Annotated in this window: 23 protein-coding genes; 22 read left to right on the top strand and 1 reads right to left on the bottom strand. The window is 60.3% G+C overall.

Features of this window, described 5'->3' with window-relative positions; translation table 11 throughout:
* Nucleotides 1-41 precede the first annotated feature (41 nt).
* The 5 genes from FOI68_RS10280 to FOI68_RS10260 all read left to right on the top strand — a co-directional run bounded on the left by FOI68_RS10280 (nt 42) and on the right by FOI68_RS10260 (nt 4,751).
* Complete coding sequence (locus FOI68_RS10280; protein ID WP_143863126.1) at nt 42-1,238, top strand: DUF418 domain-containing protein; 1,197 nt, start codon at nt 42-44, stop codon at nt 1,236-1,238.
* Between the two features lie 163 nt (nt 1,239-1,401).
* Complete coding sequence (locus tag FOI68_RS10275) at nt 1,402-2,178, top strand: prolipoprotein diacylglyceryl transferase (RefSeq protein ID WP_143863076.1); 777 nt, start codon at nt 1,402-1,404, stop codon at nt 2,176-2,178.
* 3 nt (nt 2,179-2,181) lie between these two features.
* Nucleotides 2,182-3,600: a radical SAM protein gene (locus FOI68_RS10270; protein ID WP_143863074.1), complete on the top strand. Its 1,419-nt coding sequence runs from the start codon at nt 2,182-2,184 to the stop codon at nt 3,598-3,600.
* Nucleotides 3,593-3,862 (top strand): hypothetical protein, encoded by a 270-nt coding sequence (locus FOI68_RS10265; protein ID WP_052660366.1) that lies wholly within the window; start codon nt 3,593-3,595, stop codon nt 3,860-3,862. The genes FOI68_RS10270 and FOI68_RS10265 overlap by 8 nt, the downstream gene beginning before the upstream one ends.
* 130 nt (nt 3,863-3,992) lie before the next feature.
* On the top strand, nt 3,993-4,751 hold the full coding sequence (locus FOI68_RS10260; RefSeq protein ID WP_143863072.1) for a class I SAM-dependent methyltransferase: 759 nt from the start codon (nt 3,993-3,995) through the stop codon (nt 4,749-4,751).
* Between the two features lie 112 nt (nt 4,752-4,863).
* Here FOI68_RS10260 and FOI68_RS10255 read toward each other — a convergent pair whose 3' ends face one another.
* Nucleotides 4,864-5,724 (bottom strand): DegV family protein, encoded by an 861-nt coding sequence (locus FOI68_RS10255; protein WP_143863070.1) that lies wholly within the window; start codon nt 5,722-5,724, stop codon nt 4,864-4,866.
* A 256-nt stretch (nt 5,725-5,980) separates the two neighbouring features.
* Here FOI68_RS10255 and FOI68_RS10250 point away from each other — a divergent pair, with 256 nt between their 5' ends.
* The 17 genes from FOI68_RS10250 (at nt 5,981) to FOI68_RS10175 (ending at nt 24,724) form a co-directional block, all read left to right on the top strand.
* Nucleotides 5,981-6,829, top strand: coding sequence for a patatin-like phospholipase family protein (locus FOI68_RS10250; RefSeq protein ID WP_143863069.1), 849 nt, complete (start codon nt 5,981-5,983; stop codon nt 6,827-6,829).
* Nucleotides 6,830-7,004: 175 nt separating this feature from the next.
* The gene (locus tag FOI68_RS10245) at nt 7,005-7,409 is read left to right on the top strand and encodes a hypothetical protein (protein WP_035299407.1); all 405 of its coding nucleotides are present in this window, start codon (nt 7,005-7,007) and stop codon (nt 7,407-7,409) included.
* Between the two features lie 125 nt (nt 7,410-7,534).
* Complete coding sequence (locus FOI68_RS10240) at nt 7,535-8,158, top strand: SurA N-terminal domain-containing protein (RefSeq protein ID WP_029098227.1); 624 nt, start codon at nt 7,535-7,537, stop codon at nt 8,156-8,158.
* Nucleotides 8,159-8,276: 118 nt separating this feature from the next.
* A complete protein-coding gene (locus FOI68_RS23415) occupies nt 8,277-8,417 on the top strand; it encodes a hypothetical protein (RefSeq protein ID WP_185973919.1) in 141 nt (46 codons plus the stop codon).
* Between the two features lie 23 nt (nt 8,418-8,440).
* Nucleotides 8,441-9,898 carry an MDR family MFS transporter gene (locus FOI68_RS10235; RefSeq protein WP_143863067.1) on the top strand — a complete coding sequence of 486 codons (1,458 nt, stop codon included), beginning with the start codon at nt 8,441-8,443 and terminating at the stop codon, nt 9,896-9,898.
* 159 nt (nt 9,899-10,057) lie between these two features.
* A complete protein-coding gene (locus FOI68_RS10230; protein WP_029098229.1) occupies nt 10,058-10,408 on the top strand; it encodes a hypothetical protein in 351 nt (116 codons plus the stop codon).
* A gap of 257 nt (nt 10,409-10,665) precedes the next feature.
* Nucleotides 10,666-11,592 (top strand): DMT family transporter, encoded by a 927-nt coding sequence (locus FOI68_RS10225; RefSeq protein ID WP_143863125.1) that lies wholly within the window; start codon nt 10,666-10,668, stop codon nt 11,590-11,592.
* A 298-nt stretch (nt 11,593-11,890) separates the two neighbouring features.
* Nucleotides 11,891-12,922, top strand: coding sequence for a cytochrome c oxidase subunit II (coxB, locus tag FOI68_RS10220; protein WP_143863066.1), 1,032 nt, complete (start codon nt 11,891-11,893; stop codon nt 12,920-12,922).
* A 42-nt stretch (nt 12,923-12,964) separates the two neighbouring features.
* Nucleotides 12,965-14,809 (top strand): cytochrome c oxidase subunit I, encoded by a 1,845-nt coding sequence (ctaD, locus tag FOI68_RS10215; protein WP_143863065.1) that lies wholly within the window; start codon nt 12,965-12,967, stop codon nt 14,807-14,809.
* Nucleotides 14,809-15,435: a cytochrome c oxidase subunit 3 gene (locus FOI68_RS10210; RefSeq protein WP_044899952.1), complete on the top strand. Its 627-nt coding sequence runs from the start codon at nt 14,809-14,811 to the stop codon at nt 15,433-15,435. Before ctaD ends, FOI68_RS10210 begins: the two co-directional genes overlap by 1 nt.
* Nucleotides 15,436-15,438: 3 nt before the next feature.
* Nucleotides 15,439-15,756, top strand: a complete 318-nt coding sequence (locus FOI68_RS10205) for a cytochrome C oxidase subunit IV family protein (protein ID WP_143863063.1) — start codon at nt 15,439-15,441, stop codon at nt 15,754-15,756.
* A gap of 236 nt (nt 15,757-15,992) precedes the next feature.
* Nucleotides 15,993-16,895: a cytochrome c oxidase assembly protein gene (locus tag FOI68_RS10200; RefSeq protein WP_143863062.1), complete on the top strand. Its 903-nt coding sequence runs from the start codon at nt 15,993-15,995 to the stop codon at nt 16,893-16,895.
* 36 nt (nt 16,896-16,931) lie between these two features.
* Nucleotides 16,932-17,390, top strand: coding sequence for a DUF420 domain-containing protein (locus FOI68_RS10195; RefSeq protein ID WP_044899949.1), 459 nt, complete (start codon nt 16,932-16,934; stop codon nt 17,388-17,390).
* Between the two features lie 264 nt (nt 17,391-17,654).
* The gene (gene cyoE / locus FOI68_RS10190; protein WP_029098237.1) at nt 17,655-18,590 is read left to right on the top strand and encodes a heme o synthase; all 936 of its coding nucleotides are present in this window, start codon (nt 17,655-17,657) and stop codon (nt 18,588-18,590) included.
* Between the two features lie 105 nt (nt 18,591-18,695).
* Nucleotides 18,696-19,610, top strand: coding sequence for a COX15/CtaA family protein (locus FOI68_RS10185; RefSeq protein WP_143863060.1), 915 nt, complete (start codon nt 18,696-18,698; stop codon nt 19,608-19,610).
* 219 nt (nt 19,611-19,829) lie between these two features.
* Nucleotides 19,830-21,077, top strand: a complete 1,248-nt coding sequence (locus tag FOI68_RS10180) for a metallophosphoesterase family protein (protein ID WP_029098239.1) — start codon at nt 19,830-19,832, stop codon at nt 21,075-21,077.
* Nucleotides 21,074-24,724: an AAA family ATPase gene (locus FOI68_RS10175; protein ID WP_143863054.1), complete on the top strand. Its 3,651-nt coding sequence runs from the start codon at nt 21,074-21,076 to the stop codon at nt 24,722-24,724. The genes FOI68_RS10180 and FOI68_RS10175 overlap by 4 nt, the downstream gene beginning before the upstream one ends.
* Nucleotides 24,725-24,772: the final 48 nt, after the last annotated feature.

Genomic DNA, 24,772 nt, shown 5'->3' with positions numbered 1-24,772 from the left:
GGATAATCCTGCGCTGGTATCATGACAGCGAGGTGAAAAACATGAAGGAAAACAGGCAGCGGCTGGCTGTCGTGGACGGCATTCGCGGATGCAGCCTGCTCGGCATCCTCTTGGCCAACATGCTGATTTTTCAATACGGGATATGGGGAAAGGACGAACTTCATCTCTATGCCCCGTCCGCCGTGGATGTTGGGGCGTACGCCCTGACGAAAATCTTTGTGGAAGGCAGCTTCTTGCCGATTTTTGCCTTCCTGTTCGGGTTCGGTTTGATCAAGATGAAAGAAAGCTTGCAGGAAAAAGGCCTGCCGTACCGCCGGTATTTTGTGCGCCGGTTTCTGTTTCTGATGCTGGCGGGTTTTCTGCATTCCACGTATTTGTGGGAAGGGGACATTTTGTTTTGTTACGGGGCCATCGGGTTCTTTTTGCTCCTGTTCGTGAATCGGAAGCAGAAGACCGTGCTCGTCTGGGGGGTCATCCTGCTCGTCATCTCCGCCGCGCTCAGCTACGGAAGCCCTGCGGATGCGCCCTATGACAAGCAGAAGTTGGAGGCCTATGTGAAGGAGACGATGACCGTCTACGGCAGCGGGACGTACGCAGCCATCAAGGACCACCGGAACAACGCCGATCCGCTCGGCTTATCGGATGTGGAATATGCAGGTATGCTGTTCATGGCTCCTGTTTTTGTCGCCCCCATGTTCCTGTTTGGCATCTATGCGGCCAAGGCGCGCTGGTTCCACGAACCTGACAGGGAGAGGCCCTTTTACCGGAACGGGGCCATTCTTTGTCTGCTCCCGGGCGTGGTGCTGGCTTGCGCCGGCTACGTCTGGCGAGACGAGGCGTGGAGCGGGACTGCGGACGTCTTGGGGAACAGCTTGTTGGCGTTCGGCTACCTGTTCGCTCTGGCATACGTATTTTCGCAGGCGGCATGGTCCCCGTGGCTCCGCCGGTTTGCGAGCGTCGGAAAGCTGTCCATGACCAACTATCTCATGCAAACGGTCATCTGCACGACCATTTTTTACGGGTACGGGCTCGGCTTGTTCGGGAACATCGGCGTTCTCGCCGGAATCCTCCTGGCCGTCGCGATTTTTGCCGTGCAGGTAGCAGGCAGCCACTGGTATATGCGCCGCTTCCGCTGCGGGCCGGTTGAAAAGCTGCTTCGCATGTGGACCAACGTTTCGTTCTCGGGCAGGCCAAAAGAGAAGGTTGCTGTGGGGAGAGGCGTTACCACGTCCGCATAGAACATCCACTGCCCCGTCGTCACGCATTCTTCAGGTGACGGCGGGCTTTTTTCTGCCGTAAGTAGAACCGGCTCCAGCGAGTGACAGCGGACGGAAGTTTTTATACGTCGATCGCTTTCCTTTGATATAATGCAGATAATTACGAAATTTTAGGATGATTTTCATGACCTTTCCAGTCTTTATCGACATCGGTCCGCTGCGGCTGCATCCGCACTTTGTCTTTGAGGCGCTGGCGTATTTCATCGGCTTTCGGCTCTATCTGCTGACCCGGCGCAAAGGGCGGATTCCCGTCAACCAGGCGTTTTGGGTGCTGGTCGGGGCTACGCTGGGAGCGGCTATCGGTTCCAAACTGCTGTTTTTGCTGGAAGACCCGGCGAGGACGCTGACCCATTGGAACGAATGGGCGTACGTCATGGGAGGTAAGACGATTGTGGGGGGCCTGTTGGGCGGTTTGATTGGCGTGGAGTTGACAAAAAATTGGATCGGTCTGCGCCAATCCACCGGAGACGACATGGTGTTTCCCCTCATCACCGGCATGGCGATCGGCCGGATCGGCTGCTTTTTGACGGGCCTGGACGATCACACCCACGGTACGCCGACCGGCTGGATCACCGGCGTGGACTTCGGCGACGGTGTGCCCAGACATCCGACCCAATTGTACGAAATGGCTTTTCTCGGGCTGTTGGCTGTCTTTCTTCTCGTAGTCAAACGGGGGCGAATGCTTTGCCGATGGGAACTGCCCGAGGGGGCGCTGTTTCAGTGCTTCATGTTCGGCTATCTGAGTTTCCGGTTTCTCGTTGATTTCATCAAACCGACGCCGCACGTCTACCTGGGACTGAACAACATCCAACTGGCGTGTCTGGTGGGAATGGCTTATTACGTGTCGCTCATGCGGCAGTGGCCGCGCCGGAAGGGCGTTCCGCTGCACGGAAAGGAGTAAACCATGCCGAAAAACAGGCCGTATCTCTTCTACGAACTGACCAACAGCATTTGTTCCCAATGCCTGCGCAAGACGGAAGCCAAGGTGATCATCGAGGAAGGGCGGGTCTATCTCTGGAAACACTGCCCGCGCCACGGGCGGGAAAAGGTGCTGATCTCCACCGACGTCGACTACTACAAGCGCTGCCGGGAGTTTCTCAAACCGGCGGAGATGCCGCAGGTGTGGAACACGCCGATCCGCTACGGCTGTCCGTACGACTGTGGGCTCTGCCCGGATCACGAACAGCACAGCTGCCTGACGCTGGTGGAGGTGACCGACCACTGCAACCTGCAATGCCCCATCTGCTACGCGGAATCGTCGCCCAAGCGGACCTCGTGGCGCTCGCTCACGGAGATCGGTCGGATGCTGGATGCGGTCGTCCGCAACGAAGGGGAGCCCGACATCGTCCAGATCAGCGGCGGCGAGCCGACGCTTCACCCGCAGTTTTTCGAGATTCTGGACATGGCCAAGGCGCGGCCGATCCGCCACCTGATGGTCAACACCAACGGCATCCGGATCGCGCAGGATCGGGAGTTCGTCCGGCGGCTGGCGGAATACATGCCGGGGTTTGAAATCTACCTGCAGTTTGACAGTCTGGAAAAGGAGGCGCTGATGGAGCTGCGCGGCGCCGACCTGCGGGAGATTCGCCGTAAAGCGGTCGAGCATCTGAATGAGTTCAACATCTCCACCACGCTGGTAGTGACGCTGAAAAAAGGATTGAACGACGGGGAAATCGGCCGGGTGATCCAGTACGGGCTGGAGCAGCCCGCCGTGCGCGGAGTCACCTTTCAGCCGATTCAGGCGGCCGGACGGACGGAGGCGTTTGACCCCTCCCGCGACCGGCTGACGCTGAGCGAGGTGCGGCAGAGGATCGTCGAACAATCCGGCGTGTTTGCGGCGGAGGACATCATCCCTGTTCCCTGTCATCCCGACTGTCTGGCGATGGGGTACGCGCTCAAGCTGAACGGCAGCGTCACCCCGCTGACGGGACTGATCGATCCGCAGATTTTGCTGGAAGGGGGCCGCAATACGATCGTGTTTGAGCAGGACCAGTCGCTCAAGGAGCGGATCTTTCACCTGTTTTCCACCAGCCATTCGCCGCAGTCGTCGGCGCTGTCGCTGAAAAGCCTACTCTGCTGTCTGCCGCAGGTGGCCCTGCCCGACGCGATCGGGTACGAAAACGTGTTTCGCGTCATCATCATGCAGTTTTTGGACCCGTACAATTTTGACGTCCGTTCGGTCAAGAAGTCGTGTGTCCACATCGTCCATCCCGACGGGCGGATCATCCCGTTTGACACCTACAACCTCTTCTATCGGGACGGCAGGGAAGAAGTGCTGAAGGCGATTCGAGACGAACGGCAAACGGAGGGAAGCCATGTCTGACAAACCGGGGAGTCACGCCGCCGATGTGGGGATCGGGATCGGTATCACCGCCCTGCTTCATTTGCTGTTGTTCTTTTATCCGCAAGGCTTTCTGTTTATCGGGGTGGCCCAGCTCGTCTACATGCTGCCGGTGATCGTCGTGACCGCGATCGCGGTTCGCAGCAGAACCGGCATTCTTCAGGGCATGATGCTCGGTATGGGCATTACCTTTTTGTTGAATGCCGCCTGCGTCGGCTTCGTTCTCTTTCAATTCTCCCACTAGGAGGTGACGATGGTGTACCGTTTGTTCCGTGAAAGATAACAACGCTGCCTGACCATTCGAGCTCCGCCCGCCCTGTGTAACGGAGCGGACCAGACATGCCCACACACATGAGACGGGAGGAGTTTTGTCGATGGATCAACAAGCCTGGATCGATTGGCTGCAAGCGGAAACCGCGGTTCCGTTTGCGGGATGGGATTTTTCCTACGTGACCCGAACGGGAAGGATGAAAGAAGCGCCGCTGCCCTGGAATTACGCGAACCTGGTATCGCGCAGGCTGCGAGGCGCCGAATCGCTGCTCGACATGGGAACGGGCGGCGGCGAGCTCTTGTCGCTGCTGCGGCCGCTGCCGCCGCGAACCTTTGCGACCGAGGGGTACGCCCCCAATGTGCCGGTTGCCCGCGCGCGGCTGGAGCCGTTGGGCGTGACGGTGGTGGAGGCGGACGGCGAAGCTGACCTGCCGTTTGCGGACGAGGTGTTTGAGCTGGTGATCAACCGGCACGAGTCGTACCGGCCGGAAGAGGTCTGCCGGATCATGAAGCCGGGCGCCTGCTTCATCACCCAGCAGGTGGGCGGCCACAACGACCTGGAATTGAACCGGATGCTGGAAGCGCCGGTGCCGGAGGAGTACCTGCACTGGAATCTGGCATACGCGGCCGCCCAATTGGAAGCGGCTGGTCTCACGGTGGTGGAGCGGAGGGAAGTATTCTCCTTTACACGGTTTTACGACGTGGGGGCGATCGTGTACTACCTGCAGGCGATCCCCTGGCAGGTGCCCGACTTTTCCGTGGAGCGCTGCGCGGACGGTTTGCTGCGGATTCACCGGGTCATCGAGCGGGACGGATACGTGGACATCCCCGCGCACCGGTTTCTGCTGGTCGCGGTGAAGTAACGACGTCGTCTTGCGGACGCTGATTGGGGGCAGAAGTCCGGAGCAGCCGGCCGAAACACATGGAGAAAACGACAAGCACCGTCGATGCGGACGGTGCTTTTGTTTTGGCCGGTTACTCCTGTTCGCGCGGTTCGTTGGTCCAGGTGAGGGCCAGCGTGCCGCGCCCTCCGTGGACGCCCAGGACCGAGCTGAGCGGGCCGATCAGGACGTGGATGTCCTGGTATCTGGCTGTGATCGATTCCTTCAGTTCCAGCGCTTTTTCCAGGACGTTGCCGTGCAGAATCTGCACTTCCGTGATCCGGTGCTTCTTGCGGGCGGCCTCCAACTGCTCCAGGATGCGCTTGACGGCCTTGCTTTCCGTGCGCACCTTTTCAAACAGTTCCACCACGCCGCCGCGGATGCGAAAGATCGGTTTGATCTGCAGCAGGTTGCCGAGGAAGAACTGGGCGCTGCTCAACCGGCCGCCCTTGTGAAGCTGGGACAGGCTGCCGATGACGATGTAGTTTTCGTTTTTGGCCGCTTCTTTGCGCAGCGCGGCGGCGATGGCGCGGAAGTCCTCGCCCCGCTCGGCCAGTGCGATGCCTTTGAGGATCAGCGCCGTGATCGGATAGGAAACGATTTGCGAATCCACGACCTCGATCGGGAAGTCCACCATGCCGGCGGCGTTGAGACTGGCGTTGTAGGTGCCGCTCAACCGGCTGGAGAGGTGGACGGCAATGGCGCAGTCGTAGGTTTCCACCAATGATTCGTAAAGTTTCAAGAATTTTCCGACCGATGGCTGCGAGGTTGTGGGTACCGTTTGGGCGCGGTCGATTTTTTCGTAGAGCTGCTCGGGGGACAACCCGAACCCATCCTCATACGTTCCGTCTTCAAAAATCACGTCCAGCGGCACGATGTGGATGTCATGCCTCTCCCGCAGTTCATCAGGCACGTAGGCCGTGCTGTCCGTAATCCAAGCAATTCGCTGTTTCAACCAAAAATGCCCCCTTTGTCTTCATTACCCCTATCATACTGGAACGGGCGGGGGTGTGGGGAACGTTTTCCGCGATTTCTTTGACAAGTTCGTGGAGCATCCTTCGAGAACGCGCTGCCCCGCCTGCTGACGGCGAAGAAGGCGCGAGGCACCGTCCCGCGGCAGGGTGCCGGCTCTCCGCTTGTCCGTGCATGTCTGTGTGCATCCCAGAAATACTAACGAAAGGATACCGTCTCGACGGAAGGGAGGACACGGCATGAGCAGGTTTGGCCTGGTGCTTCAGGGAGGCGGGATGAGAGGCATCTACACGGCCGGTGTACTGGATTGCTTTCTGGAGCACGGCCTGATCGCCCCGTACGTGGCGGCCGTCTCGGCCGGCGCCTGCAACGCGCTCACCTATCTGGCGCGGGAAAAAGGACTGGGCAAGTCGATCTACATTGAACACCTGTGCGACATGCGTTATTTTTCGTGGCGCAACCTGTTTCGCCACGGCTGCATGCTGGGCTTGGACAGTCTCTTTGACGAGATCTGCGGGCAGATTCGTCCTTTGGCGTTCGACGTCTTTTCCCAGGCCACGGAACAGTTGGTGGTCGCAGCCACCAACTTCGAGACGGGAGAGAGCGTCTACTTTTCCAAAGACGAGCACAAGGAATTCCTGCTGGCGGTGCGTGCCTCCTGCAGCATTCCGCTGCTGTCGGGGGTGGTGCAGTACCAGGGGGTGACGCTGTTGGACGGCGGGCTGGCCGACCCGATCCCGATCGAAAAGTCGCTTCGGGACGGTAACGAACGGATTGTTGTCGTGCGCACAGGGACGGAAGAGTACGTCCGGCAGCCGGTCAACCTGTCCTGGCTGGGAGAGCGGCTGTTTCCCCGGTACAAGCATCTGGTGCGCGTCTTGTTCGATCATCACCGCCGGTTCAATGAGACACTGGCGCGGATCAGGTCGCTGCGTGAGGAGAAGCGGGCCTTCGTCATTACGCCGAGCAAACCGGTCCGCATCCGCCGGGTGGAACGCAATCCGGCCCGGCTGCTGGACTTGTACAACCTGGGCTACCAGGATGCGAGCAGGGCGCTGGGTCCGCTCTGCCGCTGGATCGAATCGTGAGGAAAGCCCGCAGCCATGTGCGGGCCTTTTTCCCCTGCGGCTCCCGTCAACAGGCTCCTGATTGGTCGGGGGCCTGTTTTGCTGCTGCCGGTGCCCCAAGGGGCGGTGGTACAAGCAAAGCACGGCCGCTTCTCATAAATAAGGAGTAAAGAGAAAGATGGAGGAGGTGGGAGCCATGACACCGGGGAAAAACGAGATGACACAGGACAGCGTGCAGCGTATCTATCAACGCCTGGACAAGTTCGAGGAACGGATCGACCAACTGGAAGGAAAAATGTCCGTGGCGACCAAATGGCTGGAGCGCATCGAACACCGCCTGGAGAGGATGGAGGAGGTTCGCGCCGAACTGCTGCAGGCGATCACCAAATTGCAGACGGAGCTGGAGCTGAAACGGGGCACGACGGAGAAGGACTTGATCCTGCAATTGTTGGACCACGACAAAAGTGATATGGAACAATTTACCAAAATGATCGAAGGGGACAAGGGGAGAAAGCAGGAGCGGTTTTTGCAGATTTGGGCGGTTTTGGGGCCGGTCATTGCCTCCGTGATTTCCGCTTTGTTTACCAAGTACTTATTATAGGGTTGTCACAAATTTGTCACCATTGTGGAAAGGTTGTGGAACGGTGATTCCATCTTTCTTCCGCAACCGCTCTCTATTATAATGGCATAATGGCGTAGAAGTGCGAAGAAAGAGAGGACGACCTGATGAAAAAGTTTGATGTATCCATCCTGGCTGCCGCCGTGCTGCTGCTGGCGCTGGCAGTGGTGGGGCTTTCGGAGGGAGAGAAGGAAGATCCGGCTGTCGCCAAGGTGGGAGACGTGACGATCACCGAGTCGCAATTCAGCGACGCGTTGAAACACAAGTACGGGATACGGGTCATGGACCAATTGATCGCGGATGCGCTGATCACCCAGGAAGCGAAGCAGCAGGGGGTCACGATTGACGAAGCGGAACTCGAAAAGCAGGTTGACGCGCTGAAAAAGTCGCTGGGCTCGGATGAAGCATTCCGCCGCTCGCTGGAAAAGAAGGGATTCAACGAGCAGACGTTCCGGGAAGCGCTGAAAATCGTGATGCTGAAAGACAAGCTGTTTGAAAAGGCGTATCCGGTGACGGAAGAGCAAATCAAGGAGTACTACGACAAGAACAAGGAGAAACTGGGCAATCCCGTGCCCACCCTGGAACAGGCGCGGGAGAAAATCAAGGAAAAACTGGCGGGCAAGAACCGTGCCAAATACCAAGACGAGTGGATAAAAGGATTGGAGAAAAAGTACGGCCCAACCCTGCTCGACCCCGTACTGGCGAAGCAGAAAGCGAGCGAAGAGGAATAGCGAGGGCGTGTGCACGTGGCGACCTGGGCCGCATGATTACCGGCGGCACAGGTCGTTCGTCTTGTGTCGGTGGCCGCGTCATTGCGTTGCCCGGCACCGCTGTCCGGCGGGCAGGTGAATGGCCGCGGCGAGCAGTCGGGAAACGTTTGCCGGATTCGCGGAAGGGGAGCGGCGCCCGCTTTCCGGGCTGATGTTCCGGCTGGCGGATGCGCTGCAGCGGCCGGAACCGGACGGCGCCAGCGGAAAAGAACGCCGGTAACGGCAGGAGTGGAGGATGTGTCGATGAAACCCGTTACAAACAAGCGCAATGTGACCATTGCCGTGATGATCGCCACCTTTTTGGCCGCCATCGAAGGGACGATTGTCAGCACGGCGATGCCCACCATCGTCAGCGATCTGGGAGGACTCCATCTGATCAGTTGGGTGGTGTCCATCTACCTGCTGACGTCGGCGGTCACCACCCCGATTTACGGAAAACTGGCCGACTTGTACGGACGGAAAATCGTGTTCAACGTCGGGGCCAGCCTGTTTCTGATCGGGTCGGTGCTGTCGGGGCTGTCCCAGACGATGGAACAGCTCATCTGGTTTCGCGCCTTTCAAGGGATGGGCGCTGGCGCCATCATCACCATTACCTATACGATTATCGGGGACATCTACCCGTTTGAAGAGCGGGGAAAAGTGCAGGGGTGGATGAGCGGGATCTGGGGCATCTCCGGCATCCTGGGCCCGCTGACCGGCGGCCTCTTGGTGGACTACGTCTCCTGGCACTGGATCTTTTACATGAATCTGCCGTTCGGGATCGTGTCCATCGCCCTGATCGGGATGTATTTGCACGAGCAGATCGAAAAGAAGCGGAAGCATATTGATTACGCCGGGGTCGCGACGTTTACCGCCAGCATGTCCGCGCTGCTGTACGCGCTGTTGAGCGGCGGGACGGAACACCCCTGGGATTCGCCGCTGATCGTCGGGCTGCTGGCGGCTGCCGCGTGCGGCCTGGCGCTGTTTCTCTACATCGAGAAAAAGTCGCCCGAACCGATGCTGCCGCTGCAGTTGTTTTCCATCCGCGCCATCAGCGTAGCCAATCTGGCGGGCTTTCTGCTGGCGGCCGTTCTGGTGGCCGTCTCCTTTTATCTGCCGATGTGGATTCAGGGGGTCTACGGTCAAGGAGCGACCGGCTCCGGCCTGACGCTGATTCCGATGTCGATCGGATGGCCGCTGGGAGCGGCGTGGAGCGGCCGACTGCTGGCCCGGATCGGGATTCGCACCACCTCGCTGATCGGGCTGATCGCCCTGATCGGGGCGACGCTCTGGCTGGCGCTGATTTCGGCGGAAACGCCGCACGGGATGCTGTTTGTGATCACCTTTGTCGTCGGTTTCGGGTTCGGCTTTGCCTTTACCTCGTTTACCGGCGCCGTCCTGTCCGTCGGCTGGAACCTGCGCGGAGCCGCGATGGCGACCAACACCTTGATCCGGACGCTGGGGCAGACGATTGGCATCGCCCTGTTCGGTCTGATGCTCAATCGGTCCGTACAGGGCATCCAGGGGACGGAGAGCGTCGACGTCAACAAGATCCTCACCCCGGAGACGGCCCGGCACTTCCCGCCGGACGTGCTGCAGGCGGCGCGGGAAGCGCTGGCCGGCGGGCTGCATCAGATCTTTGTCGTGCTCGCGCTGCTGACCGTCGTCAGCCTGGTGGTGACGCTGGCGTATCCGCGGCAGGAGCGGCAGGAAGCGGCGTAGCCTGCGGCGCGCGAGGCGAGCTGTGCCGATCGGGAAGCGGCGCGTACCGCCCGGCGGCCGTTCGCGCGGCAGGGCGGGTCGGAGGCTCGGGCCGGCGGGTTAAGCGGCAGCGGCGGCGGACATACTGAAGGTAGTCCAACAGAAGGAGGAAGGATGCTGGTGGCCGGTTTGCTCGTAAAGCTGTTCGTCTGCCCGGCGGTGGTCGTCCTCGCCGATGCCCTGTTCCCGGAGCTGAATTACGCCTCCCTCTATCAGTCGATCGGCGTGGGACTGTTTTTCGCCATCGCCGGACACGTGCTGGAATTGTTTCTGCTGAGGCCCGGCACCTTGTGGCTGAGTACGGCGGTCGATTTTATCGCCGCCTTCCTCATCGTCAACCTGAGCGCCTTTGTCCTGCCCGGGGCGCGGATCGTCCCCATCGGCGCCGGTTTTGCCGCCATCCTGCTCGGCGTGGCTGAATACCTGCAGCACCTCTGGCTGATCAGGAGCGGACGCGCGGAAAAGGCGTGACATGCGATGCCCCCGGAAATGCCGCGATGGCTTTCCGAGGGGCTTTTTTGCCGGTCGGACCCGAAACCTCCTGCCGGACGGGAAGCGCCGCCGCTCGCGGCAGCCGGTGTGAACCGCCGCCTATATGATCCATCCCGCCCCGGGAGATGGAGAAGGTGCGAAAACGGGACGAGGCCGCTTTGACAGGAGACGGCGGTCGGGATATGCTACAACTTGGAGAGGCAAAAGGGAAATGGCTGGAGAAATGGGGGATGGTGGTGCGGGCGATCGTGCTGGGCGTTGTGGCTTCCTTCTTTTTTGCCTTTACGTTTGTGCTCAACCGGGCGATGGATCTGGCGGGAGGCAGTTGGATCTGGAGTTCCTCGCTTCGCTATTTGTTCATGGTCCCGTTTTTGCTGGCGATCGTCTGGCTGCGCGGCAATCTGCGCCCGCTGTGGCGGGAGATGGGGGCCAGACCGTGGGCGTGGCTGGTCTGGAGCTTCGTCGGGCTCGGGCTGTTTTACGGTCCGCTCAGTTTTGCTGCCGCGTACGGTCCGGGCTGGCTGATCGCCGGCACGTGGCAGGTGACCATCGTCGCCGGTTCGCTGCTTGTTCCGTTTTTGGGTCAGAAAATTCCGTACAAGGGGCTGGCCGTGTCCCTGATCATCCTGGCCGGGGTGGCCCTGATGCAGATGGAGCACGCGAAGGCGCTCGGGCTCAAGGAGGCGCTGTACGGGATCGTGCCGGTTGTCGTCGCCGCTTTTGCCTATCCGCTCGGCAACCGTAAGATGATGGCGATTACCCGGGGGCGGCTTGACGCCTACCAGCGGGTGCTGGGCATGACGCTGGCCAGCATCCCGCTGTGGCTGCTGCTGGCAGTCTGGGGAGCGGCGGCGGAGGGACTGCCCAGCGTCAGCCAGACGGTGCAGTCCCTGATCGTGGCGGTGACGTCCGGGATCGTGGCGACGGTGCTGTTTTTTCAGGCTGCCGACTTGTCCAAGGGCAGTCCCGGGCGTATGGCCGCGGTGGAAGCCACGCAGGCGGGCGAAGTGGTGTTTGCCGTGCTGCTGGAAGTGCTCCTGCTGTCCGCGCCGCTGCCGGGGGCATGGTCGTGGGCCGGAATGCTGCTGGTCGTCGGCGGCATGGCACTGCACAGCCGGGTCTCTCACGAAAAAGAATCGGCTTGTCAACCCATTGAAAAATAGTTTCACAAAATTGTTCATAAATTTGTTAACAGATTTATTCCAAATGGCATGGGAGCTTCCAAGAAAATTATGTATACTTAAGAGGTTACCAGTCGAGGTAGCTGTAGGGAACGGCCCTTACTCTATTTGTCTGTCGCGCTCTCCGGTTGCTAATACTTTTCAGCTTTGGGTATCATAGTGGGGGATAGCAGCAGGCGGAGTGATCGTTGACAGACAAAAGAGTACGAATAAACATTCGACTGCACGGCAGGTTGCGGGCGGAATGTTACCAACACGAAAGAAAGAGGGGTTCAATGGTATGAAGAGTTGGCAACAGTTTTGGCGTCAGCTATTTCTATTTGGTTTGCTGGCGCTGGTAGTAACCGGTTGTGGCACAAATGAGCTCTCCGCTCTCAAGCCGCAGGGTCCGGTTGCTGCAATGCAGTATGACTTGATGATGCTGTCCTCCTCTATCATGATCGGCGTGTTTATCGTCGTTATGCTGATCTTGACGTACGTACTTATTCGTTATCGTAAACGTCGGGGACAAGAAGGTATTCCGAAGCAGGTAGAGGGCAGTCACACACTGGAAATCCTTTGGACTGTTATCCCGTTCTTGCTCCTTATTATCATGGCAGTGCCGACGGTCAAGACCAACTTTACCTTGGCTGACGAATACTCCAATAAGGAAGCGCTTCAAGTTAAGGTGACTGCCCACCAGTTCTGGTGGGAGTTCGAGTATCCGGATCTTGGTGTGGCCACCGCGCAAGACCTGGTTTTGCCGGTTGGCAAAAAGGTTCAATTCACCGTATCGTCCGCTGATGTCGTGCACTCCTTCTGGATTCCGGCGCTGGGCGGTAAAATGGACACCACCCCGGGCCTGGAAAACAAAATCTGGTTGCAGGCCGACAGAACCGGCACCTTCTACGGTAAATGCGCCGAGCTGTGCGGGGCGTCCCATGCTCTGATGGACTTCAAAGTGGAAGTGATGGAGCAGGCCGACTTCGACAAGTGGGCACAGAAGATGAAAGCCGTGCAGTCTGCCGAGCCGGTGAAGGCAACCGCCATTGCCGCAGAAGGCCAAGCCATTTTCGAAAAGAGCTGTATGGGCTGCCACGCTGTAGCGGGCAAAGGCGGGAAACTGGGCCCGAACCTGACCAACTTCGCTGATCGCATGCGCGTGGCGGGCATCAAGCCGAACGAGCCGAAATACCTCGAGGAATGGCTGAAAGACCCGCAAAAAATGAAGCCGGGCAACAACATGCCAAACCTGAACTTGAGCGACGACCAAGTGAACGCGCTGGTTGATTACCTGTACACCCTCAGTGTGAAGGACGAAAAGAAACAGTAAGCAACCGTCATGAGGCAGTGACGCTAAAAAGGAGGTAAAACCGTGTCTGCACATGCTTCTCATGCACCAAAACGGTCAGGGCTGTGGGATTGGCTCACGACAGTGGACCACAAGAAAATCGCGATCCTGTACCTGATTGCCGGCGGCCTTTTCTTCCTGGCCGGCGGTATTGAGGCCCTGCTGATTCGTTTGCAATTGATGTATCCGGAGCTTTCCGTCGTCGGGGCCAAGACGTTTAACGAACTGATTACCATGCACGGCACCACGATGATCTTCCTGGCGGTCATGCCAGTGATTTTCGCCCTGATGAACGCGGTTGTTCCGCTGCAAATCGGTGCGCGCGACGTTGCGTTTCCGTTCCTCAACGCGCTCGGTTTCTGGCTCTTTTTCTTCGGGGGCGTGCTCCTGAACACCAGTTGGTTTTTGGGCGGTGCGCCTGACGCCGGCTGGACGTCTTACCCAACCCTGGCGCTCAACCAGTACAGCGGCCACGGCATTGACTTCTACGTGCTCGGTCTGCAGATCGCCGGTCTGGGTACCCTGATCGGTGGGATCAACTTCCTGGTTACGATCATCAACATGCGCGCGCCGGGCATGACCTTCATGCGCATGCCGATGTTCACCTGGGCGTCCTTCGTGACTTCCGGTTTGATTCTGTTCGCATTTCCGTTCATCACCGTCGGTCTGGTGCTGTTGATGTTCGACCGCCTGTTCGGGGGCAACTTCTTCAACACGGATGCCGGCGGTAACGTTCTGATCTGGCAGCACCTGTTCTGGATCTTCGGTCACCCCGAAGTGTACATCCTGATTCTGCCTGCGTTTGGTATCATCTCTGAAGTCGTAAGTACATTCTCGAAAAAGCGTCTGTTTGGTTACAGCTCCATGGTATTCGCGACCACGCTGATCGGTTTCCTCGGCTTCATGGTGTGGGCGCACCACATGTTCACCACCGGCATGGGGCCGATTGCCAACACGCTGTTCGGTCTGGCGACCATGTTGATTGCGGTGCCGACCGGTATCAAAATCTTTAACTGGCTGTTCACCATGTGGGGCGGTCAAATTCGATTTACCACAGCGAACCTGTTTGCAGTCGGTTTCATTCCGACCTTTACCATCGGTGGTATGACAGGGGTCATGCTCTCGATTCCGGCTGCTGACTACCAATACCATGACAGCTATTTCGTCGTGGCGCACTTCCACTACGTAATCGTAGGCGGTCTCGTATTCGGTCTGTTTGCCGGCCTGTACTACTGGTGGCCGAAGATGTTCGGCAAGATGCTGAACGAAACGCTCGGGAAGTGGAACTTCTGGACGTTCTTCATCGGGTTCCACCTGACCTTCTTCCCGCAGCACTTCCTGGGTCTGATGGGAATGCCGCGCCGCGTCTTCACCTACCTGGCCGGCCAAGGTCTGGAACTGGGCAACTTCATCAGTACGATCGGCGTGTTCGGCATGAGCATCGGTACGATTCTGTTCCTGGTGAACATCGCCGTCACCGCGAAGAGCGGCAAACGCGCGCCGGCCGACCCGTGGGATGGCCGCACGCTGGAGTGGGCGATTCCGTCTCCGCCGCCGGAGTACAACTTTGCGCAAACGCCGCTGGTACGCGGTCTGGACGCACTGTGGGTAGAAAAAATGGCGGGACACAAAGGCATGACCCCGGCCGAACCGCTGGGCTCCATCCACATGCCGTCCGGTTCCTACCTACCGTTCGTCATGTCTGTAGGGCTGACTATCGCCGGTTACGGGTTCATGTATCACAACTACGTGGTCGTCGTCATTGGCTTGGCGATCAATTTTGCGTGCATGCTGCTGCGTTCGCTGAAAGACGACCCGGGCTACCACATTGAACCGGACGAAATCGAAGAGAAGGGGGTTAAGGCGTAATGGATACTCATCACGTACACGCGGTTCTGCCTGACGAACCGGAAAAAGCCACCCTGGAAGGGAAGAACAAGATCCTTGGCTTCTGGCTCTTCCTTGGCGGGGAAACCGTTCTCTTCGGTTCGCTGTTCGCGACGTTCATCGCTCTGCGCGACCAGACCAACGGCGGACCTACTTCGCAACAGCTCTTTGACATGCCGCTCGTGGCGATTGCAACGCTGCTGCTGTTGACCAGTTCGCTCACCAGCGTGTTTGCGGTGCTGGCGATGCACAGGAAAAACCTGAAACAACTGCAAGCCTGGCTGACCGTGACGGTCCTGCTCGGTCTCGGGTTCCTCGTCCTGGAAATTTACGAGTTCATGCACTATTACCATGAAGGACACAAGATCTCGTCCAGCGCATTTGGCTCGGCGTTCTATACGCTGGTTGGCTTCCACGGAGGCCACGTGCTGTTCGGGATTCTCTGGATCGTCACCCTGCAGTTGGCGGCCGTCAAAAAAGGCCTGACCGTGGTGACCGCTCCGAAGTTTTACGTCGCCAGCCTGTACTGGCACTTCATCGACGTTGTGTGGGTGTTCATTTTTACCGTGGTCTATCTCATGGGCATGATCGGTGGAAAGGTGGGATAAGCGATGGGAGCACATACGCAAAATGAAGAAGTACGCAAGCCCAAAGTGAAAAAGGAAAGCGCGAAGAACCACATTGTGGCCTTCAGCGCTTCCCTCGTGCTCACCGCCCTGGCTTTCGTCGCCGTCGCTTATGAGGTGGTGCCGAGCGGATTTACCGTACCCTTTATCGTCGGACTGGCGTTTGTCCAGGCGCTCTTCCAGTTGTTCTTCTGGATGCACATGGACCAAAAGGGGCATGAGTTTGCCCGCATCTCGATCTTTGCCGGCCTGTTCTTCGTGCTGGCAACGGTTATCGCATTTGTGTACTGGGTATGGGTCTAAAAGCAGAAACAGGAAGAAGGGCAGACTTCTTGGTCTGCCCTTTTTTTTGCGCATCCGCAAGGGGATGACGAGTTCACCAAGGGAGCGCAAGCGGTGGCAAACAGGCTGACGCGCTGCAATCAGTCGAATATTTGTCCGAGTTTGTTCATTTTTACAAGCGGAAGAAAGCTAAAATCAGCGGTATAATGGAGTTTGAATGGAGGGCACCCTTTCTAGTAGGAAAGGAGACGGGATTCATGCATAATCACCATCAGCATCACAACGCGTCCGATACGGGAATCGGCCCTTTTTCCGATCTGTGGAATCCGGAAGTCATGCTGATCACGCTGCTGCTGGTCATCCTGTATTTCCTGGTGACCGGACCGCTGCGCAGCCGCTTTGCCGATGCAGAGCCTTCGACCGGGAAACAAAAGACCATCTTTGTCCTGGCGATGGTTGTCCTGTACGCGGCAGCAGGAAGTCCGATCAACTACTTGGGGCACCATTACCTGTTCAGCATGCACATGCTGCAGATGGCCCTGCTGTTCATTGCGCTGCCGCCGATGATCATGCTGGGCATTCCGGGCTGGCTGTGGGCCGTCATTTTCCGCAACCGGGGGGTGCGGGCCGTCCTTCGTTTCTTTACCCGACCGGTGGTAGCGGCGCTTCTCTTCAACAGCTTGCTTTCCTTTTATCACTTTCCGGCGATTCTGGACTATGCGGCCCAGAATCACGACTGGATGAACGCCATTCACGCGGTGATCTTTCTCGCCGCCTTCTGCATGTGGTGGCCGATCGTAAGTCCGCTTCCCGTGCAGGAGAAACCGTTGGAAGGGCTGCGGAAAATGGCGTATCTGTTCCTCAATGGCGTCTTGATTACGCCGTCCTGTGCCTTGATCATTTTCGCGAGCGAGCCGCTTTATCAAAGCTACATGAATGCGCCTCTGCTGTTTCCGGGCCATACCGCCTTCGAGGACCAGCGCCTGGGCGGCATCATCATGAAGCTGGTGCAGGAAGGGGTATACAGCTCGGTGCTGGCGTACATCTTCTTCCGATGGTATAAACAGGAGAAACAGTACGATTTGCCAATGGACCAGCAGACGCCCGGACCGCAATTGGGCGATCTGGCTGCGTCCGGCGCCGACAAGGGAAATGCGTAACAAACAGAGAGAAACGGACGATTTGAGGTGTAGGACATGTCGATCATTCTGCCGACAATCAGCACGTCGTTTATCGCCATCAGCGGCATTCTCGTCGCGTTCGGCTGGTATAACATCCGCCGCCGCCGGACGGAAACGCACATCAAGCTGATGAAGTGGGCGGCCATTTGCGCCACCATCTTCTTTATCACCTACGTGTCCCGCACGGCCTTTGTGGGCAATACCCATTTTGGCGGCCCGGACGATATCCGCATCTTCTATCAAATCTTCCTGCTCTTCCACATCGTGCTGGCCACGGTGGGGGGCGTGATGGGGCTGGTTACCCTCTACTACGGGTACAAAAAGCAGTATGCCAAGCACAAAAAAATCGGCCCCTGGACTTCGGTGATCTGGTTTGGCTCGGCGATCACGGGCGTAACCGTATACACCCTGCTGTACCTGATTTATCCGGGCGGAGAGACGGCCGGCGTGCTGGACGTCATCTTCGGCTGGTAAGCGCATGTTGAAATTTTGTCAAGAATGACGTCGTTTTGGACCGGCTTCTTCTGATACAGTAACGGTAGCCGCAGCGAAGCGCGGGGGAGCGGGCACACTCGCGCACCCCGCACGTTGACTAGTTTCGACCTGATTCGCTACAATGTAAGCTGATTTATTCGTCGAAACGAATACGTGTGAGAGATTCGGGCCGCCGCTTCCTCGCTTGAAGCGGTATGCCCTTGTAAAGGGATGTTTGCACGAATGAGACAGGAGGTACGAAACGTGGACCAGCAAGTGACGATGCAGGAATCGCTCAATACCGATTCCGCCATGCAGGCCCAACCGGTGCAGCAGGCCACTTGGCGCGATTACGTGCAGCTCACCAAACCGGGCATCACCATGTCCAACCTGATGACAACATTTACCGGTCTGTGGCTGGCTTCCCACGGTTTTCCCGATTGGAAACTGGCGCTGTTCACCATGCTCGGCACCGCCTTGGTGATCATGTCCGGTGCGGTGCTGAACAACTACTACGACCGTGAACTCGATCAAAAAATGAAACGCACCAGGGACCGCGGTCTGGCGTCCGGGCGCATTCAGCCCCGTCATGCGCTTCTGCTCGGAATCGCGCTCCTGCTTGCTGGTCTGGTCGTGCTGGCTGTCTTTGCCAACCCGTTGGCGGCGGTCTGGGGCTTGATCGGCCATATTTTCTACGTGTTGATCTACACACCGCTGAAGCGCGTCACCAGCCTGAATACGGTGATCGGCGGCGTTTCCGGTGCGGCTCCCCCGGTAATCGGCTGGGTGGCGGTCACCAACAACATGGACCCGAGCGCGTGGCTGCTGTTTTTGATCCTGTTCCTGTGGCAGCCGCCCCATTTCCTGGCGCTGGCCATGCTGAAAACGGAAGATTACCGTGCAGGCGGCATTCCGATGCTGCCGGTGGTCAAAGGGTTTGCCGAGACGAAGCGGCAGATGTTCCTGTGGGGCTCCGTGCTGCTGCCGGCCTCGCTGCTCCTGTTCCTGCACGGCAACGTCGGCTATCTCTATCTGGCGGTCATGGCGGTCATGGGCCTGCTGTACATCGTGTTCCTGTACCAGGGCTTCCATGCCAAGGATGACCTGGCGTGGGCGCGCAAGCTGTTCGGGTATTCCATTCTGTACCTGACCGTGTTCTGCGCGGCCATCGTCGTCAGCACGATGATCGCGAACTTTTGACACGCAACGCTCACAAATGGCAACGGAACATCCCTTGCATGGCGGGGGATGTTTTACTATTGTAAAAAGGGGCAACAACAATCTATTCGAGCTAGGTGTTCGCAGATGGAAAAATGGCTGAAACCGCTGGCTGTCGTTGCCACGCTCGTCATGTTGGGCGTGATGATTGGCGGCTCGCTGGTAACGAAGACCGAATCGGCATTGGGATGCGGGAACGACTGGCCGCTCTGCAACGGCAGATGGGTCCCGGAATACACGTTGGAATCGCTGATTGAATACATGCACCGGTTCGTCACGGGGATCGCGGGCATCGTGGTCGGTGTGTTTTCCGTGATGGCCTGGCGCCGCTACCGGGGCAACCGGGAAGTGCGCAACCTGGCCATCTTTGGCTTGCTCTTTATCGTCGTGGAGTCCATTCTGGGCGCATCCGCGGTGATCTGGCCGCAGTCGTCCGGGGTGCTGGCGCTGCACTTTGGATTTTCCCTGCTGGCCTTTACCGGCGTCTTTCTGTTAAGCCTGTTCGTGCTGCAGAGAGACAAGCGGGAGAAATGGGTGCAGATGCCCGTCTCCAAGGGATTCCGCAATTACATCTGGGGCGTGGCCGCGTACGCCTATGGCGTCGTCTACCTGGGCGCCTATGTCCGCCATACCGGTTCCAGCATGGGATGCAGTGACTGGCCGCTCTGCCAGGGCAGACTGATTCCCGAGCTGGCGGGACAGACCGGCATTCACTTCGCGCACCGGGCGGCTGCCGCCCTGCTGTTCGTGCTGGTCCTGGGCGCCATGATCTACGCCGTCCGCCATTTCAAGGAGAAGCGGCGCGACCTGTACGGGGCGAGCATCCTGGCCTTCGTGCTGACGGCGGTGCAGATCCTGAGCGGCGGGTTGGTCGTGCTGTTCCGGCTGCACCTGTACGCGACCCTGTTCCACTCGCTGGTCATTACCTGTCTGTTTGCCGTCATCTGTTACATGTGCGTGCAGTCGCTCAAGCAGCCGCACAAGTCCACTGTTCGCCACTGACAAGCGAAAACGAGCGAAGCCGCCATCCGGCCGTGTGCCGGGTGTGCGGCTTTTTGCTTGGGGGGCTTTCGGGCGCCTGCCGGACGAATTCGCTCCTAAGCCGCGCGGACCGGCCGGCGGAAATGTCCGGTAAACGGGCGCTGCAGCTTTTTTCTTGCCGCGCCTGGCTTCGCTTTTGTTACAATAAAAGCAAACACATGATCGGGAAAGGGTGAAAGCATGCGCATTTTACATACGGCCGACTGGCATTTCGGGCGGCAGTTGGAAGGGCGCGACCGGCGCGCGGAACAGGCCGCGTTTGTGGACGAGCTGTGCCGGATCGCGGACGAGCGGGAGGTCCACCTGGTGCTGGTCGCCGGCGACGTGTACGATTCGGTCAATCCGCCTGCCTGGGCGGAAGAGCTGTTTTACGAAGCGCTGGAGCGGTTGTCGGCGGGAGGGCGGCGCGGCGTGGTCGTGATTGCCGGGAACCACGACCAGCCGGAGCGCGTTCGCGCGGCCGCGCCGCTCGCTTCCAAGCACGGGATCGTCCTGCTCGGCCTGCCCAAGGAAGCGCCGCTCTTGTCCGGTCCCGAGGCATCGCCGGAGCGCGTGCGCATCGTGGACGGGGGACCGTCGTGGCTGGAGCTGGCCGTGCCGGACGTCGACCATCACGCCGTCGTGCTGGCCCTGCCGTATCCGTCGGAATCCCGCCTGAAAGAGCTGTTGAGCGAGACGTTCACGCCGGAGCAGATGCAGCTCGCCTTTTCCGAGCGGATCCAGACGCTGTTTGCCGATTTGGCCGGCCGGTTTCGCGGGGATACCGTCAACCTGGTGATGAGCCATCTCTTTGTCATGGGCGGCAAGGAAACCGAGTCGGAGCGGCCGATTCAGATCGGCGGGGCGCTGACGGTTTCACCGGATGCCTTCCCGCCGCAGGCGCACTACGTGGCGCTCGGCCACCTGCACCGCCTGCAGAAGCTGGGGGAGCGCCCCCTGATCCGCTACAGCGGTTCGCCGCTCGCGTACAGCTTTTCCGAAGCGGGCCAAAGCAAGGCTGTCGTGCTGGTGGAGATCGTTCCCGGCGGGGAGGTGCAGGAAGAGATCGTCTACCTGCAAAGCGGCAAGCCGCTGGCCCGCTGGAAGGCGACGGAGGGCATCGCCCAGGTGGAGCGCTGGCTGGAAGAAGGACGGGACGCGGGCGCGTGGATCGATCTGGAGCTGCACGTGTCCGACGTGATCGATCCCGCCGAATTTCAGCGGCTGCGCAAACTGAGCGACGATTTTGTCAGCATTCGGCGCGTGGTGGTGCAGGGCGAGCGGGAACAAGAGCGGGAAGAAGCGCGGACCGAGCTGGCGGAGCTGCAGCCTGACCAGTTGTTTCGCCGCTTTTTCGAGCGCAGGCGGGGCGCGCAGCCCGACGAGCGGCTGGTCGATCTGTTCCTCCGCCTGCTGGCGGAAGAATCCGGAGAGGAGGAGACGGGATGAAGCCGATACGCTTGAAGCTGGCCGGGCTGCACAGCTATCGGGAGATGCAGGAAGTGGATTTTGAGACGCTCTGCGAGGCCGGGCTGTTCGGGATTTTCGGCCCGACCGGGAGCGGCAAATCGACGATTCTCGATGCCATCACGCTGGCCCTGTTCGGACAGGTCGTCCGGCAGGGCGGGGGAAGCCATCCCAAGGATGTGTTGAACCAACTGGAGCAGCGGGTGTTCGTCTCGTTTACCTTTGAGCTGGGCAAAGCGGGCGAACGGCGCCGGTACACGATCGAGCGGGAATTTGGCCTGGACAAGAAGGGCAACCGGCGTCCCCCGGAGGTGCGGCTCATCCAATGCGGCCAAGCGCCGGGCGAACCGGACGTGGTGCTGGAGTCCAAAGCGAACGCGGCCACGGCGGCCGTGGAGGCGCTGATCGGCCTGACGCTGCAGGACTTTACCCGCGCCGTGGTGCTGCCGCAGGGGCAGTTCTCCCGCTTTTTGACGTTGAAAGGCAGCGAGCGAAACGAGATGCTGCAGCGGATGTTTCATCTACATATCTACGGCGAAAAGCTGAATGAACGCGTGCGCGCCGCGCTGGAGAAGACGCGGGCAAGGCTGCACGAGCTGCAGTTGGAGGCGGCGGCCTTGGGCGATGCCGGCCCCGAAGCGCTGCAGGCGGCAAGGGAAGCGCTGGAGGAAGCGGCCCGCCAGGAGCAGGTCTACGCGGAACAAAAGCAGGAGCTGGTTGGGAAAATCAAGGAGATGGAACAGCTCTACCAGTGGCAGCAGGAGCTTGAGCGCGTGCGGGAACGGCTGGACAAGCAGATGGCCCGGCAGGCGGAAGCGGACGAGTGGAAGGCCCGGATCGCCGAATGGGAGGCCAGCGTGCGCCTCTGGCCGCTGGTGCAGCAGTGGGAGCGGCTGGAGGCGGAGTGGACGGAAGCGGCGCGGAAGCTGGAGCAGAGCCGGCGCGAACAGGAAGCGGCCCGGCAGGCGCACGAAGCCGCCGAGAGCGAGTACCAGCGCTGCCAGAGCGCGCTCATGCGGGAAGAACCGCTCTTGATCGAACAGAAGAGCAGGCTGATCCAGGCCGCGGAGTGGGAGACAGAGCTGGCGGCGCTAAGAGACGAGTGGACCGTCCTGGAGCGGGAGCAGCAGGCGGTGAGCGAGCAGTTGGCCGAGACGGAACGGCAGTTGGCCGCGGACGAAGCGGCGCTCGAGAACGGGGAACGCGAGTGGCAGCGGCTGGCCGAACAGTTGGCCGCGGCCGCCGTGACGCCGGAGTGGCGCGACCTGTTGACGGCGGCGCGGGAGGCCAAACAGCACTGGGAACGGGAAGTGAACGCGCGTCGCGAGCTGGAGGCCGAGCTGGCGTCCGTGGAACGGGAGCAGCAGGCGGCATCCGCCGAGGCGGAGAAGCTGCGCGCCAGTTGGGAAGCGAGCGCGGCCCGGCTGGCAGAGGCGCGCAAACGGCTGGAAGAACAGCTCGCACAGCCGCTGATGTCGGACGCGGAATGGGAGCACGCCCGGGATACGCTGGCGCAGATCAAGCAGGTGGGACGCCAATGGCGGGACCTGCTTCAGCAGATGGCCGTCTGGCAGGAAAAGTGGCAGGCCGCCGTGCGGGAAGGCGAACAGGCTGAAGCCCGCTGCGGCGATCTGGAGGCGGCGTGGCAGGCGGAGGACGCGCGTCTCGCCCGACTGCAGGCGGAGCGCGACCGGCTTCGCGCGGAATGGGAGCGGTGGCAGGAAGCAAACATGGCCCGCCTCCTCCGCGAGCGTCTGTCGGACGGCGAACCCTGCCCGGTCTGCGGCTCGACGCACCATCCCCAGGCGGTGCCCGGCGGCGCCGGCAAAGCGGACGGCGAACGGGACGGCCGCGAACTGCGGGAACGGGTAAAAGCGGCGGAGGAAGCGCTGCGGGAAGCGGAGCGGCAGCTCAGGACCGCCTTTGAAGCGCTGCAGGCGGCCAAGGCGGAGCGGAGCGCCCGGGAACAGCGCCAGGCCGCGCTGCGGGAAGAGCGGGAAGCGCTGGAACAGCGGATCGCCGCCGTCCGCCAGGAGTGCGCGAGCCACGGTGACAAGTGGAAAGCGGGCAGCATCCAGGAACTGCTGGACGCCTATCAGCGGGAAGATGCCGCGCTGCGGGAGCAGGCCGCTCGCCGGGAACGGCTCGCGGCCGAGCGGGAACGGCTGCAGCAGCAGGCGGATGCGCTGCGTGAACAGGAGGCGGAAGAGCGCCGCCGCTACGAACGGATCGCCGTGCTGATGGAGCAGCTTCACCGAAAGCAGGCGGAGATGCGGGAGCGTCTGGAAGCGGCCGCCCTCCGGGTCGCCCAGGCGGAAGCGGCGCTCGATGCGAAGCGGGGCGACCTGCCGATGGAGGAGATCGAGCGGCGGTTTGAGGAGATCGGCCGAAAAGACCGGGAAGCGGCCCGGCTGCAGCAGGTTCGCTCCGAACAGGAAGCGCAGATGCAGCGCCTGCGCAGCCGCCGAGAAGCGGCCAAAGCGGCCCGCGCGGAACTGCTGGCCCGGGAAGCGTCCCTGCGTGAACGGCATGACGACCGGAAACGGCTGTGGGAGCAAAAACAGGCGCAGTGGCTGGAGCGAACCGGCGGCACGCCGGCCTGCGAGCGCCTCGCTCTCGTGGAGCGGTCCCTGTCGGCGCTGCGCGAGGCGCTCACGTCGGCGGAAGAGCGGCGCAGGCAGACGGCCGAGGCGAGGGAACGGGTGCAGAACGACCTGGTCAAGCACTCGGAGACGTACGCCGTGCTGACCCGGCAGCGGGCAGAGGCCGCGGAAGCGCTGCAGCGCGCGCTCATGGAGAGCGGTCTCGGCACGCCCGAACGCGTCCGGGAACTGTACGGGGAAAAGGAACTGCTGCCCCAGTACCAGGAGCGGCTGGCCGCCTTTGAAAGCGAATGGGCCCGCCTCCGCTACGACGAAGAGCGGCTGGTGCAGGCGCTGGACGGCCGGACGGTCGGCAGCGAGGAGTGGCTGGCGGCGAAGCGGGCCTGGGACGAGTGGGAACAGGCGTATCACGCTGCCAAGGAACAGGTGGCCGTCGCCCGGCAGGTGTACGCCTCCGTCGAGGAGAACCACGGCAAGTGGCAGGAACTGCAAAAGCTGCTGGAGGCGGAGACGGACGAGCTGAGCAGGCTGGAGGAATTGAAAAAGCTGTTGGAAGGAAAGGCGTTCGTCCAGTTCATTGCGGAAGAAAAGCTGGCCTCGATCGCACGCGACGCCTCCCATCACCTGAAGCGGATGACCAAGAACCGCTACGCGCTGGAGATCGGCGACGAAGGCGAATTCGTCCTGCGGGATGAAGGGGCCGGGGGCATGCGACGTCCCGTCAGCACGCTGTCCGGCGGGGAGACGTTCCTGACGTCGCTCGCGCTGGCGCTGGCGCTTTCCATGGAGATACAGATGCGCGGCGGCCGCCTGGAGTTCTTTTTCCTGGACGAAGGGTTCGGGACGCTGGACCCCGAGCTGCTGGAAGTGGTGATAGACGCGCTGGAACGGCTGCGCATGGACGACTTTACGATCGGCGTGATCAGCCACGTTCCGGAGATTCGCGTGCGCATGCCGCGCCGTTTGATCGTGACGCCGGCGGAACCGCTGGGAGAAGGCAGCAAAATCAGCATGGAAGTGGAGTAAGGGCGGCGGACGTGTACCGGTGCGGCCGTGGGAGCGGAGCGAGGCCGG

This window comes from Brevibacillus sp. LEMMJ03 (assembly GCF_007197875.1).
Lineage (GTDB): Bacteria > Bacillota > Bacilli > Brevibacillales > Brevibacillaceae > Brevibacillus > Brevibacillus thermoruber.
Note: the sequence above shows the minus strand (reverse complement) of the source record. Positions and strands in the feature narration are given on the sequence as shown.

Coding starts and splice junctions, on each gene's coding strand:
- FOI68_RS10260 (WP_143863072.1), top strand. CDS start 3,993: ATGGATCAACAAGCCTGGATCGATTGGCTGCAAGCGGAAACCGCGGTT.
- FOI68_RS10180 (WP_029098239.1), top strand. CDS start 19,830: ATGCGCATTTTACATACGGCCGACTGGCATTTCGGGCGGCAGTTGGAA.
- FOI68_RS10235 (WP_143863067.1), top strand. CDS start 8,441: ATGAAACCCGTTACAAACAAGCGCAATGTGACCATTGCCGTGATGATC.
- FOI68_RS10280 (WP_143863126.1), top strand. CDS start 42: ATGAAGGAAAACAGGCAGCGGCTGGCTGTCGTGGACGGCATTCGCGGA.
- FOI68_RS10245 (WP_035299407.1), top strand. CDS start 7,005: ATGACACCGGGGAAAAACGAGATGACACAGGACAGCGTGCAGCGTATC.
- FOI68_RS10270 (WP_143863074.1), top strand. CDS start 2,182: ATGCCGAAAAACAGGCCGTATCTCTTCTACGAACTGACCAACAGCATT.
- coxB (WP_143863066.1), top strand. CDS start 11,891: ATGAAGAGTTGGCAACAGTTTTGGCGTCAGCTATTTCTATTTGGTTTG.
- FOI68_RS10175 (WP_143863054.1), top strand. CDS start 21,074: ATGAAGCCGATACGCTTGAAGCTGGCCGGGCTGCACAGCTATCGGGAG.
- FOI68_RS10205 (WP_143863063.1), top strand. CDS start 15,439: ATGGGAGCACATACGCAAAATGAAGAAGTACGCAAGCCCAAAGTGAAA.
- FOI68_RS10275 (WP_143863076.1), top strand. CDS start 1,402: ATGACCTTTCCAGTCTTTATCGACATCGGTCCGCTGCGGCTGCATCCG.
- FOI68_RS10250 (WP_143863069.1), top strand. CDS start 5,981: ATGAGCAGGTTTGGCCTGGTGCTTCAGGGAGGCGGGATGAGAGGCATC.
- FOI68_RS10195 (WP_044899949.1), top strand. CDS start 16,932: ATGTCGATCATTCTGCCGACAATCAGCACGTCGTTTATCGCCATCAGC.
- FOI68_RS10200 (WP_143863062.1), top strand. CDS start 15,993: ATGCATAATCACCATCAGCATCACAACGCGTCCGATACGGGAATCGGC.
- FOI68_RS23415 (WP_185973919.1), top strand. CDS start 8,277: ATGGCCGCGGCGAGCAGTCGGGAAACGTTTGCCGGATTCGCGGAAGGG.
- FOI68_RS10210 (WP_044899952.1), top strand. CDS start 14,809: ATGGATACTCATCACGTACACGCGGTTCTGCCTGACGAACCGGAAAAA.
- FOI68_RS10185 (WP_143863060.1), top strand. CDS start 18,696: ATGGAAAAATGGCTGAAACCGCTGGCTGTCGTTGCCACGCTCGTCATG.
- FOI68_RS10265 (WP_052660366.1), top strand. CDS start 3,593: ATGTCTGACAAACCGGGGAGTCACGCCGCCGATGTGGGGATCGGGATC.
- FOI68_RS10240 (WP_029098227.1), top strand. CDS start 7,535: ATGAAAAAGTTTGATGTATCCATCCTGGCTGCCGCCGTGCTGCTGCTG.